Annotated in this window: 10 protein-coding genes; 9 read left to right on the forward strand and 1 reads right to left on the reverse strand. The window is 66.9% G+C overall.

Going from position 1 to position 12,844, the window contains the following annotated elements:
* Positions 1–57 precede the first annotated feature (57 nt).
* Positions 58–1,068: a LacI family DNA-binding transcriptional regulator gene (locus AC1DC5_RS06400; RefSeq protein WP_476864585.1), complete on the reverse strand. Its 1,011-nt coding sequence runs from the start codon at positions 1,066–1,068 to the stop codon at positions 58–60.
* A 243-nt stretch (positions 1,069–1,311) separates the two neighbouring features.
* On the opposite strand from AC1DC5_RS06400, the gene AC1DC5_RS06405 reads away from it, so the two are divergent.
* From AC1DC5_RS06405 to AC1DC5_RS06445, 9 genes are all read left to right on the forward strand, one after another.
* Positions 1,312–2,856 carry a sugar ABC transporter ATP-binding protein gene (locus AC1DC5_RS06405; RefSeq protein WP_476864586.1) on the forward strand — a complete coding sequence of 515 codons (1,545 nt, stop codon included), beginning with the start codon at positions 1,312–1,314 and terminating at the stop codon, positions 2,854–2,856.
* Entirely contained in the window at positions 2,853–3,899 is a 1,047-nt protein-coding gene (locus AC1DC5_RS06410; RefSeq protein WP_476864587.1) for an ABC transporter permease, read from the forward strand. The genes AC1DC5_RS06405 and AC1DC5_RS06410 overlap by 4 nt, the downstream gene beginning before the upstream one ends.
* A complete protein-coding gene (locus AC1DC5_RS06415) occupies positions 3,892–4,974 on the forward strand; it encodes an ABC transporter permease (protein ID WP_476864588.1) in 1,083 nt (360 codons plus the stop codon). The genes AC1DC5_RS06410 and AC1DC5_RS06415 overlap by 8 nt, the downstream gene beginning before the upstream one ends.
* Before the next feature lie 77 nt (positions 4,975–5,051).
* Positions 5,052–6,113 (forward strand): rhamnose ABC transporter substrate-binding protein, encoded by a 1,062-nt coding sequence (rhaS, locus tag AC1DC5_RS06420; protein ID WP_476864589.1) that lies wholly within the window; start codon positions 5,052–5,054, stop codon positions 6,111–6,113.
* 152 nt (positions 6,114–6,265) lie between these two features.
* Positions 6,266–7,714 (forward strand): arabinose isomerase, encoded by a 1,449-nt coding sequence (locus AC1DC5_RS06425; protein WP_441403889.1) that lies wholly within the window; start codon positions 6,266–6,268, stop codon positions 7,712–7,714.
* Positions 7,711–8,088, forward strand: a complete 378-nt coding sequence (locus AC1DC5_RS06430) for an L-rhamnose mutarotase (RefSeq protein WP_441403890.1) — start codon at positions 7,711–7,713, stop codon at positions 8,086–8,088. Before AC1DC5_RS06425 ends, AC1DC5_RS06430 begins: the two co-directional genes overlap by 4 nt.
* 1 nt (position 8,089) lies before the next feature.
* Entirely contained in the window at positions 8,090–9,256 is a 1,167-nt protein-coding gene (rhaI, locus tag AC1DC5_RS06435) for an L-rhamnose isomerase (RefSeq protein ID WP_441403891.1), read from the forward strand.
* A 4-nt stretch (positions 9,257–9,260) separates the two neighbouring features.
* Positions 9,261–11,297 carry a bifunctional aldolase/short-chain dehydrogenase gene (locus tag AC1DC5_RS06440; protein ID WP_476864590.1) on the forward strand — a complete coding sequence of 679 codons (2,037 nt, stop codon included), beginning with the start codon at positions 9,261–9,263 and terminating at the stop codon, positions 11,295–11,297.
* Positions 11,294–12,829: a rhamnulokinase gene (locus AC1DC5_RS06445; protein ID WP_441403893.1), complete on the forward strand. Its 1,536-nt coding sequence runs from the start codon at positions 11,294–11,296 to the stop codon at positions 12,827–12,829. The genes AC1DC5_RS06440 and AC1DC5_RS06445 overlap by 4 nt, the downstream gene beginning before the upstream one ends.
* The last annotated feature ends 15 nt before the right edge of the window (positions 12,830–12,844 follow it).

The following is a 12,844-nucleotide window of genomic DNA, read 5'->3' on the forward strand; positions in this document are numbered from 1 at the left end:
GCTCCGGCCGTAGACGAGCCTCCAGGCGGTACGGGCCTTAGGGTCAGCCCCGCAACGTCAGCTCAGCGTGGACGCCCGGACCACCAGTTCGGGCGGAAAAACGACCTGGCGTGGGACGAAACCTGGTTCCGGGCCGGCCTCCCGGAGCAGCAGCTCCAGGGCCGTCGAACCAATCAGGGCACTGGGCTGACGGATCGATGACAGCGGGACCACAGCGGCCGCGGCAAACTCGATATCGTCGTAGCCGATCAGCGCAATCTCCTGCGGCACCTGCACACCGCCCATCAGCATCAGGCCCTGCAGGACACCCACGGCGAGCAGATCGTTGGCCGCGAAGATCGCATCGGGCCGTTCTCCAGCGGGCCGCCGACGGATGGCTTCACCGGCGGCACGGCCGGACAGCACTGTCAGCGACTCCGTTTCTACTACTTCCAGGCTGGCATCGGGTGCCGTCTGCATGGCCTTCCGGGCCCCGGACAGCCGGTCGGCCACCTGGCGGATACTCTCCGGGCCGCCCACGAAAGCGATCCGACGCCGGCCCATGGACAGCAGATGCTCGACGGCCATCTCTCCGCCGGCCAGGTCGTCCACGGCGACGGAGGAGAAACTTGCGTTGTCCGCCTGCCGGTCCACCAGAACGGTGGGGATGCCCCGCCGGCGCAGCTGTTCGAGCCGGGGGATCACGTTGCCCACGGGGGAGATCAGCACGCCGCGGACGCGCTGCTGTTCAAAGAGGTCAAGATAGGCCGCCTCTCGCCCCGCGTCCTCACTGCTGTTCCCCACCAGCACGGTGAAATGCTCGGCGGCGGCCCGGTCCTCCGCTCCTCTGGCCAGTTCCGTGAAGAAGGGGTTTGCAGCGTCCAGCACCACCAGGCCGACGCTGTGGCTCATGCCGGCGCGGAGCTGGCGGGCGGCGTCGTTGCGCACGAAGCCAAGCTTGTCGATTGCTGCCTGCACCCGGGTTGTGACTTCCGTGGACACCTTTTCCGGGCGGTTGAGCACATTGGAGACCGTCCCGACGGAGACGCCGGCCAGTGCCGCGACGTCCTTGACGCTGGCTGAATTCATTCCTGAGCTCCTGAATGCGGACGTCGCTGCTGGGGAGGGCGAGCGTGACGTACCTGTTGGTGCCCTCAGGATACCCGTCCGGGGCCCGTTTTGAACCCTTTCAATGAAACGAATCAAAAAGTCCTCCTGTGAGAATCTGACATCTCTTGACGGGCGGCCCGCCGTGCTCCTATGATTCAAATCACAGCAGCTCTGAAACGATTCATTATGAAATTCACTCAGCCCCAAAGGTGCGGTTATTAGATGCAGCAGACAGACAGTTCCCGGTCCGGTCCCACGGAGGACGGAACGGGGCCAGTACTTTCCCTTTCCCACGCGGCCAAAACCTTCGGCCCGGTGGTCGCCCTGGCCGACGGCACCGTTGAAATCCGGGCGGGCGAAATTCACGCACTGGTCGGCGAAAACGGCGCCGGCAAGTCCACCCTGGTCAAGATCCTCGCCGGCCTGCACCACCCGGATTCGGGGGACTTCAGAATCAGCGGCGAGAGCGTCCAGTTCCGCAACGTCGGCGACAGCAAGGCCGCCGGAATCTCCGTCATCTACCAGGAGCCCACCCTCTTTCCGGACCTCAGCGTCGCAGAGAACATCTTCGTCGGCCGCCAGCCCAAGGGCCGGTTCGGCCTGATCAGCAAGGCAACCATGGTCAGGGAGGCGGCCAAGCTCTTCGAGCGGCTCGGCGTCCCCATCGATCCGACGCGGATTGCCGAGGGCCTCTCCATCGCGGACCAGCAGATCATTGAAATCGCCAAGGCCATCTCGCTCGACGCCAAAGTGCTCGTCATGGATGAGCCGACTGCCGCCCTGAGCGGTGTTGAAGTCGAGCGTCTCTTCGCCGTCGCCCGCAGCCTCCGGGACAAGGGAACCGGCATCCTCTTCATCTCGCACCGCTTCGACGAGGTCTTCGCTCTGTGTAACCGGATCACCGTCATGCGGGACGGCCGGTACATTGCCACCCACCGGACCGCCGACGTCACCGTCGCGGAGATCGTCCGCGAGATGGTGGGCCGTGACATCGAGGCGCTGTTCCCCAAGACGGTTGCGGAAATCGGGGATACCGTCCTGAAAGTCGAAGGACTCAGTCGGGCAGGGGTCTTCCGCGACATCAGCTTCGAAGTCCGCGCCGGCGAGATCGTGGCACTGGCAGGCCTCGTGGGCGCCGGCCGCACGGAAGTGGCACGCGCCGTCTTCGGCATCGACCCCTACGACACCGGTGAGATCAGCTTCAAGGGAAGCAGACTTAAACCACGCGATCCGCAGGCGGCCATCACCGCGGGCATGGGGTTCGTCCCCGAGGACCGCCGCAAGCAGGGACTGGTCATGAACCTCTCCGTGGCCCGCAACGTCACACTCACGCTGCGCAACAAGCTGGCGACGGCGGGGCTGATCAACGGCGCCGCGGAGCGCCGTGCGGCCCAGGAGTGGAGCAAGCGGCTCCAGGTCAAAGCCGGGTCGCAGGAACACGCGGTCTCCACCCTATCCGGCGGAAACCAGCAGAAGGTGGTGCTGGCCAAGTGGCTCGCCACCGACCCGCGGCTCCTGATCATCGACGAACCCACCCGGGGGATCGACGTCGGCACCAAAAGCGAGGTCCACCGGCTCATCTCCGACCTTGCGGGGCGGGGGATCGCCATCCTCATGATCTCCTCCGAACTGCCCGAAGTCCTCGGGATGGCGGACCGGGTCCTGGTGATGCGCGAGGGGCGCATCACCGCCGAACTCGACCGCGCCGGCGCGAACCCCGAGTCAGTTATGCACGCCGCTACGTCGTCCGCAGGAGGAACCCCGTGAGCTCAGCTCTGGACCACAAGAAACCGGCGACGACGGCGCCCGCCGGCAGTGCCCGGGGCGTAGTAGCCTCCGTGCTGCGGCTGCGGGAACTGCCCGTCATCATCGCACTGGCGCTGCTGGTGCTCGTCACCTACCTGATCAACCCACTGTTCCTCACGCCCCAGGGCGTAAAGGACCTCCTGCTGAACGCCACCATCGTGATGATCCTGGCCGCCGGGCAGACCCTGCTGATCATCACCCGGAACATCGACCTGTCCGTCGGCTCCATGCTGGGGCTGGTCGCCTTCGGCACCGGCTCCATCTTCGCCGCGATGCCCGATATTCCGATTTTCGCGGTGTTCGTGATCGGCATGGCCTTCGGCGCACTGCTCGGGGCGATCAACGGCCTCCTGGTGACAGCGGCCAAGGTGCCGGCCCTCGTCATTACGCTCGGCACGCTCTACGTGTTCCGCGGCCTGAACAACGCGTGGGCCGGCGGCAAGCAGTATTTTGCCGGTGACCGGCCGGACGCCTTCGGTGCGCTCTCCGTGGACACCGTGCTGGGGTTCCCCATCATCACGCTGGTGGCCATCCTGGTGGTCGCCGCGGTGGCGGTCTACATGGCCGGCACCCGTCCGGGCCGGGACCTGTACGCCATCGGTTCAGATCCGGATGCGGCCACCGCCTTCGGCATCAAGGTGTCAAAGCGGGTTTTCCTCGCCTTTCTGGCGAACGGAGCCCTGGCCGGACTGGCCGGCGTGCTCTACGCCAGCCGCTTCAACTCCGTCGGCGCCACCACCGGCACCGGCATGGAACTGACCGTGGTGGCCGCCGCCGTCGTCGGGGGAGTGGCCATCTTCGGCGGCAGCGGATCGGTCACCGGAGCGGCGCTCGGCGCCCTGCTCCTGACCACGATCACAAGTTCCCTGACCGCCCTGCGGGTCGACAAGTTCTGGCAGCAGGCAATCGTCGGCGTGCTGATTCTCACGGCCATCATCATCGACCGCGTGGCAAGCCTGCGCACAGCCAAGAAACTGCGGATAAGCGAGGCGCGCAATGTCTGAAACCACGTCGAAACCCGGCACGGCACCGGCCACCGTGGCTGACAACACCAAGCCGCTGGCCTCCGAGCCCAAGGGCAAAACCGGAGCGGCGCGGATCCTCGCCGGCCGGGACGCCATCACCGTCTACGCCCTGATTGCGTTCCTCATCTACGCCGCCATCACCATCCCGCGTTTCGCCTCACCGGTCACCACCGGATTCCTGCTGCTGGACGTGATTCCGGTGTTGCTGATCGCCATGCCGATGACCCTGATCATTATCACCGGCGAGATCGACCTGTCCGTCGCGAGCATTGCGGGGCTGACCAGCGCCCTGATGGGCGTGCTCTGGGCAGGCGGTATGGACATCTGGCTGGTGCTGACGATCAGCCTGCTGGCCGGCATCGCGGCCGGCATGTTCAACGGCTTCCTGATCGCGGTCCTCGGACTGCCCTCCCTGGCAGTCACGATCGGTACCCTGGCCCTCTTCCGCGGCCTGGCCCTCGTCATCATCGGCGACAACGCAGTGGCCAACTTCCCGAAAGCGCTGACGGCCTTCTTCACCTCCAAGCTTGGCGGCACGGGCATCCCCACCGTCATGATCGGCGTCGTGGTCATCATTGTCTTCTTCGGGGTCCTCCTGCACTTCACGCCCTTCGGCCGCGGGCTGTTCGCCATCGGCTACAGCAAAGAGGCCGCCAGCTTTGTGGGCATCAAGGTGGCCCGCAGCAAGTTCTGGCTCTACGTCGCATCCGGTGCCGTCTCGGCCCTGGCCGGAATCTACTGGACGCTGCGCTACACCAGCGCCCGCAGCGACAACGCGTCCGGCCTGGAACTGGCCGTCATCGCCGCAGTCCTCCTCGGCGGCGTCTCGATCTTCGGCGGGAAGGGAACCATCCCCGGCGTCATTGCCGGTGTCCTGCTGATCGGATCCCTCAACTACGCCCTCCGCCTGGCCCGCGTATCCGACGTCGTCCTCATCACCGTGACGGGGCTGCTGCTGATCGTCTCCGTGGTGGCGCCAAGCGTCGGTTCCGCGATCAAACAATGGCGCCACACCAGGCGCGTCCGCCGAAGTTTCACCGGCAGCACCACCTGAAACCTGCCCACCGCACCAAAGCTGCCGCGTCCAGACCGGACCGGCTGTTCCGACCGCACGAAGGAAAAGGAAGAACAATGATGTTGAACCGCAAGAGCACAGGCCAGACCGGCCGTTTGGCGGGCATGGTGGCCATCGCTGCCGCCGCCGCGCTAGCCCTGACCGCCTGCAACAGCGGCTCGGGATCTGCCGGAGGCACCAGCCCCGCCGCGGGCGGGGACCTGAAGATCACCTTCATCCCCAAGCAGCTCAACAACCCCTACACCGACGTTGTCCTGGGCGGCGGCAAGAAGGGCGCCACGGAAGCCGGCTTCGCCTCCTCCCAGGTGGTCGGACCGCTCGAGGCGTCCGCCTCCAGCCAGGTGTCCTTCATCAATGCCGAGACGCAGGCCGGAACCAAGGTCATCGCGATCGCCGCGAACGACCCCGACGCCGTCTGCACGGCCCTCGGCGAGGCCCGCACCGCCGGCGCCAAAATCGTAGCGTTCGACTCGGACGCCAACCCGGATTGCCGCGACATCTTCATCAGCCAGGTCGTGGCCAAGGAGGTGGCGCTGATCCAGACCAAGCTGATTTCCCAGCAGATCGGCGGCAGCGGCGAAATCGCCATCCTCTCGGCCACGGCCAACGCCACCAACCAGAACGAATGGATCAAGTTCATGGAGGAGGAACTGGCTTCCAATCCCGCCTACAAGGACATCAAACTCGTGGCCAAGGTCTACGGCGACGACAACGACACCAAGTCCTTCCAGGAAGCCCAGGGCCTCATGCAGGCCCATCCGAACCTGAAGGGCATCATCTCGCCGACCACCGTCGGCATCGCGGCCACCGCCCGGTACCTCTCAACCTCCGAGTACAAGGGCAAAGTCGCACTCACCGGATTGGGCCTGCCCAATGAAATGCGCCCCTTCGTCAAGGACGGAACCGTGAAGGAATTTGCCCTCTGGGATCCGGCCCAGCTGGGCTACGTTGCGGCCTTCGCGGGCAAGGCGCTTGCGGACGGCAAGATCACCGGCGCCGAAGGGGACACCTTCACCGCCGGCGAGCTGGGCGAACGGAAGGTCGAAAAGGGCGGCCTCGTGATTGTTGGGCCGCCGACGGTCTTCAATGCCGAGAACATCGACAAGTACAACTTCTGAGCAGTCCGGGCCGCTGCTCCTGAGCTGCCCGCACTGAGTCGAACGCACTGAGTCACCCGCGCTGGGCCGCCGGGCAGGCTGGCAACAGCCTGCCCGGCGCCACCACCGCACTGAGCCCCACGAGTTCCTTTTCCATGCCGGAAGGCCCCACAATGAACCAGAAACAACCGGCTGACCGGCTGCTGAAACCGCACCGCCGCCGGCCCACTCGCATCGGATTGGTCTCCGGCGGCCTCGGCGCCTACTGGCCCCAGTTCCCGGAGCTGCTGCCGCAGCTGCAGGAATCCGTCCGCTACGTCACGGCCCGCTTCGAGGAGCTCGACGCCGACGTCGTTGACACCGGCTTCATCTCCGACGCCCAGGAAGCCGCCGCGGCCGGCGAAAAGCTGCGGGTCGCCGACTGCGACCTCATCGTCATCTTCCTGACCACCTACCTGACCTCGTCGATGGTGCTGCCGATCGCCCAGCGCGCCAAGACCCCGGTCCTCGTGATCGACCTGCAGCCCACCGAGGCCATGGACCACGCCAACTTCGACACCGGCAAATGGCTCGCCTACTGCGGGCAGTGCCCGGTCCCCGAGGTCGCCAACGTCTTCCGCCGGGCCGGAATCGAGTTCCGCTCCGTCTCCGGACACCTCAAGCAGGAATCCGCCTGGGACCGCATCACCGGGTGGGTGCACGCGGCCGGCGTCCGCGCCAGGCTTCGCAACGCCCGGCACGGGCTCATGGGCCACCTGTACCCGGGCATGCTCGACGTCGCCACCGACCTCACCAGCGTCTCCACGACCTTCGGCTCCCACGTGGAAGTCCTGGAATTCGACGACCTCCGGGAGCGCGTGAACGAGGTGTCCTCCTCTGAGGTCGCTGAGCGCCTCGACCTGGCCCGGGTCCTGTTTGTCCTCGACGACTCCGTCAACGACGACGACTTCGCCTGGGGCGCCAAGGTTTCCGTCGGCCTCGACCGGCTCGTGGAGGACTTCGATCTCGACTCCGTGGCCTACTACCACCGCGGCCTCGCCGGCGAACAGCACGAACGGCTCGGCGCAGGGATGATCCTGGGGTCCTCCATCCTCACGGCCCGGGGAATCCCGATGGCGGGCGAGTTCGAACTGCGGACCTCCATCGCCATGCTCGCCGCGCAGGCGATCGGTGCCGGCGGTTCGTTCACCGAAATCCAGGCCCTGAACTTCTTCGACAACGTGGTGGAAATGGGCCACGACGGCCCCGCCCACCTGGCCGTGTCGGCGCAGGAACCCCTGCTGCGCGGGCTCGGCGTCTTCCACGGCAAACGCGGCTGGGGCGTCTCGGTGGAATTCGACGTCCGTTCCGGCCCGGTCACCACGTTCGGTCTCGGCCAGGACCCGGACGGCAGCTACGTCTTTGTGACCTCCGAGGGCGAAGTGGTGCCAGGCCCGCTCCTGGCGATCGGCAACACCACCTCGCGGGTGGATTTCGGCGGTGACCCGGGACTCTGGGTGGACCACTGGAGCCAGACCGGCATCGGCCACCACTGGGCGCTCTGCGTCGGACACCGCGCGGCGGACATCAAGGCGGCCGCCTCGCTGCTCGGCATCGAACACCGGCACGTGGTGCTCTCATGAGCATGCAACGAGTCTGCTTCCAGCTCCAGGTGAAACCCGGACTTATCCCCGAATACACCCGCCGCCACGCCGCCGTGTGGCCGGACATGCTCCAGGCCCTGAAAGCTTCAGGCTGGAACAACTATTCCCTTTTCCTCCGCCCCGACGGGCTGCTGATCGGCTACTTCGAAACCGAGAACCTCGAGGGGGCCCAGGCCCGGATGGCAGCCACGGACGTCAACGCCCGCTGGCAGGCCGAAATGTCCGGCTTCTTCGAAGACCTGCACGGAACCCCGGATGCGGGATTCCTCCAATTGACCGAAGTATTCAACCTCGAGGACCAGCTGGCTGCCGCCACGTCCGCCCTCACCCAGTCCAAGTCCCTAGGAGACTGACGTGTCTATCCCCACCGCCGTTCTGACCACGCTCGAACACCAAAGCATCGAATTGCCCTCCTGGGCCTTCGGCAACTCCGGCACCCGGTTCAAAGTGTTCGCCACCCCGGGAACGCCCCGCACCATCGAGGAAAAGCTTGCCGACGCCGCCCAGGTCAACGCCCTGACGGGGCTGGCCCCTTCGGTGGCCCTGCACATTCCGTGGGACAAGGTAGACGACTACGCGGCACTCGCGAAATACGCGGACGGTCTCGGCGTCAGGCTCGGGACGATCAACAGCAACACCTTCCAGGACGACGACTACAAGTTCGGCAGCCTCACGCACAGCGATCCGGCCGTGCGCCAAAAGGCCGTGGACCACATGTACGAGTGCCTTGAAGTCATGAACATGACCGGCTCGCAGGACCTGAAAATCTGGCTGGCCGACGGGACCAACTACCCGGGGCAGGGCAATATGCGCTCCCGCCAGGACTGGCTGGCCGAATCCCTGCGCAAGGTCTACGACCGGCTCGGCGACGACCAGCGGATGGTGCTGGAGTACAAATTCTTCGAACCGGCTTTCTACCACACCGACGTTCCGGACTGGGGCACCTCTTACGTGCACTGCGCCGCACTGGGCGAGAAGGCCAAGGTCTGCCTCGACACCGGACACCACGCGCCGGGGACCAACATCGAGTTCATCGTCGCGCAGCTCCTGCGCCTCGGGAAGCTCGGGTCCTTCGACTTCAACTCACGCTTCTATGCTGATGATGACCTGATTGTGGGAGCCGCGGACCCGTTCCAGCTGTTCCGGATCATGACGGAAGTGGTCCGCGGCGGCGGTCTAGAACCGGCCGCCGGGGTGGCGTTCATGCTGGACCAGTGCCACAACATCGAGGGCAAGATCCCCGGCCAGATCCGCTCCGTGCTCAATGTCCAGGAGATGACGGCCCGGGCCCTCCTGGTCGACACCGCCGCCCTTGACGCGGCCCAGAACGCGGGGGATGTCCTCGCCGCCAACGCGGTGCTGATGGACGCCTTCTACACCGATGTCCGACCCGGCCTGGCGCAATGGCGCGAAGCACGGGGCCTGCCGGCCGATCCAATGGCGGCCTTCGCCGCCAGCGGATACCAGGAGAAAATCAATGCCGGGCGCCAAGGCGGCCACCAGGCCGGATGGGGAGCCTAAGACCATGACCAATCCAACTGTTGACCAGCTGATTGCCCGCTCCAACCGCCTCGGCGCCGACAAGCGGAACACCAATTTCGCCGGTGGAAACACCTCCGCCAAGGGCACCGGCAAGGACCCGGTGACCGGGGAAGACGTCCAGCTCCTGTGGGTCAAAGGTTCCGGCGGGGACCTCGGCACACTGAAGGCCGATGGCCTGGCCGTGCTGCGACTGGACCGGCTGCAGGCCCTGAAAGACGTGTACCCCGGCGTCGAGCACGAAGACGAGATGGTGGCCGCGTTCGATTACTGCCTGTTCGGCAAGGGCGGCGCAGCCCCCTCCATCGACACCGCGATGCACGGGCTGGTGGACGCAGCCCACGTGGACCACCTCCACCCGGACGCGGGCATCGCAATCGCCACGGCGGCCGACGGCGAAGCCCTCACCAAGCAGATCTTCGGCGAAAAGGTGGCCTGGGTTCCATGGCGCCGCCCCGGTTTCCAGCTGGGCCTGGACATCGCCGCAATTAAGGACGCCAACCCGCAGGCCGTCGGCACCATCCTGGGCGGCCACGGCACCACCGCCTGGGGCGCCACCAGCGAAGAAGCCGAAACGAACTCCCTGTGGATCATCGAACAGGCCGAAAAGTACATCGCCGAACACGGCCGGCCCGAACCTTTCGGACCGAAACTGCCCGGCTACAGCGCCCTGCCGGAGGCGGAACGCCGGGCGAAGGCCGCTGCGCTGGTGCCGGTGATCCGCGGGCTGGCGTCCAGCGACAAGCCTGCTGTCGGGCATTTCAGCGATGACGCCTCGGTGCTGGACTTCCTCGAGGGCGCCGAACATCCGCGCCTGGGCGGGCTGGGCACCTCCTGCCCGGACCACTTCCTGCGCACCAAGGTCAAGCCCCTGGTCCTGGACCTGCCGGGGGACGCGTCCGTCGAGGATTCCATCGCCCGGCTCAAGGAACTCCATGCCGCCTACCGCGAGGACTACCAGGCGTACTACGACCGGCACGCCGACGCAGACTCACCTGCCCTGCGCGGCGCGGACCCCGCCATAGTCCTGATCCCGGGGGTGGGCATGTTCTCCTACGGCAAGGACAAGCAGACCGCCCGGGTCGCCGGCGAGTACTACCTCAACGCGATCAACGTCATGCGCGGAGCCGAAGCCATCTCCAGCTACGCCCCGATCGAGGAATACGAGAAATTCCGGATCGAATACTGGGCCCTGGAGGAAGCCAAGCTCGCCCGGATGCCCAAACCCAAGACCCATGCCACCCGCATCGCCCTGGTGACCGGGGCAGCGTCGGGCATCGGCAAGGCCATCGCCACGCGCCTAGCGGCCGAAGGCGCCTGCGTCGTCATCGCGGACCTGAACCTTGAGAACGCGCAAGCCGTCGCGGCCGAGCTTGGCGGTTCCGACGTCGCCGTCGGGATCCAGGCCGATGTCACGGACGAGGCCCAGGTCGTGGCCGCGGTGAGCGCCGCCGTCCTTGCCTTCGGCGGCCTGGACCTGGTGGTCAACAACGCCGGGCTCTCCATCTCCAAACCCCTGCTGGAAACCACGGAGCAGGACTGGGACCTTCAGCACAACGTCATGGCCAAGGGCTCGTTCCTGGTGTCCAAGGCCGCGGCGAAGGTCCTGATCGACCAGGGCATGGGCGGAGACATCGTCTACATTTCCTCCAAGAACTCCGTGTTCGCCGGTCCGAACAACATCGCCTACTCCGCCACGAAGGCCGACCAGGCCCACCAGGTCCGGCTGCTCGCGGCGGAACTGGGCGAGTACGGCATCCGGGTCAACGGCATCAACCCCGACGGCGTCGTCCGCGGCTCCGGGATCTTCGCCGGCGGCTGGGGCGCCAAACGCGCCGCCGTTTACGGCGTCGAAGAGCAGGACTTGGGGAAGTACTACGCCCAGCGCACCCTGCTCAAACGGGAGGTCCTCCCGGAAAACGTCGCCAACGCCGTCGCCGTCCTCACCGGCAGCGAACTGTCGCACACCACCGGACTGCACATTCCGGTGGACGCCGGCGTCGCCACCGCCTTCCTTCGATGACGGGGCAGGAACCACCTCCAGCCACCGTCCCGGCCGGGGCCGGGACGGTGGCTGGAGGCAGCGTGTTCGCCGCCGTCGATATCGGTGCCTCCTCCGGACGGGTGATTCTGGGCAGGATCTCCCGTGACGCCGGGACCCCGGAGGTGAGCCTGGAAACTGTCCACCGGTTCCCCAACGGAGTGCAGGACTCTGACGGCGGCCTGCGCTGGGACTTCACCGCGCTGTTCGCCGAAGTGCTCACCGGGCTGGGGGCCGCGGCCGCCAGCGCGGCGGCGCACGGGGAAACGATCGCCAGCATCGGAATCGACACCTGGGCCGTGGACTACGGACGGGTGAACGCCGCCGGCGAGCTCGTGGCGCAGCCCTTCAGCTACCGGGACGGCCGGAGCCGCGGTGCGGTGGCGGGAGTCCACGGGCGTCTCGACCCGCAACGCCTGTACGCGACAACCGGGCTGCAGTTCCTGGAATTCAACACCATCTACCAGCTCGCGAGCGAAGCGGACCTAGACGGCGTCCAGACACTGCTCATTCCGGACCTGATCGCCTTCCTCCTGACCGGCCGGCGCCGCACCGAGGCAACGAACGCGTCTACCACGGGTCTGTTCGACGCCGTGGCAGGGGAGTGGGCCACGGAATTCCTGACCGCACTGGGGCTGCCCCTGGATCTGTTCCCGCCGCTGGTCCAGCCCGGGGAAACCGTCGGCACGCTGCTCCCTGCCATTGCCGGGCAGACCGGTCTTGCGGCAGGGACCAGTGTGGTCGCCGTCGGCTCGCACGACACCGCGTCGGCCGTCGCCGCGGTCCCCGCGGAGACCGAGGACTTTGCCTACATCTCGTCCGGCACCTGGTCCCTGGTGGGGGTGGAGCTCCAGCATCCCGTCCTCACGGAGGCCAGCCGCCTGGCGAACTTCACCAACGAACGCGGCGTCGACGGCACCATCCGCTACCTGCGCAACGTCGGCGGGCTCTGGCTGCTCAGCGAATGCCAGCGCACCTGGGCCGCGAACGGCCCCACGTTTTCCCTTGCCGAACTGCTCGACGGAGCCGCGGCGCTGCCGGACGGCGGACCCCTGATCGACGCCGATGACCCGGCCTTCACCGCGCCCGGCAACATGCCCGCAAGGATCCGCGCCGCGGCGGGCTCGTCGGGCGCCATCCTGCCGGACGAGCCCGCGGCGATCGTCCGCTGCATCCTGGACAGCCTCGCCGACGGCTACGCCCGGACCATCAGCGACGCCGAACGCCTCGCCGGCCGGGCCGTCGACGTCGTGCACGTGGTGGGCGGCGGCTCGCAAAACCGGCTCCTATCCCAGCTGACCGCCAACGCCACCGGCAAGCCCGTGATCGCCGGGCCGGTTGAGGCGACCGCCCTCGGGAACGTGCTGGTTCAGGCCCGCGCCGCCGGCGAACTGTCAGGCGGGCTCGCCGAACTGAGGAAGATCGTGGCCGGAGGCACGGCGCTGCAGCGATACGAGCCGGCCGCGGCGACAAACGGGCCGCTACGGTCGACAGACCCGAGTCCCCGGGTGTGACCTGTGGTTTGACCT

The sequence above is a fragment of the Arthrobacter sp. 10L424 genome (assembly GCF_056395325.1).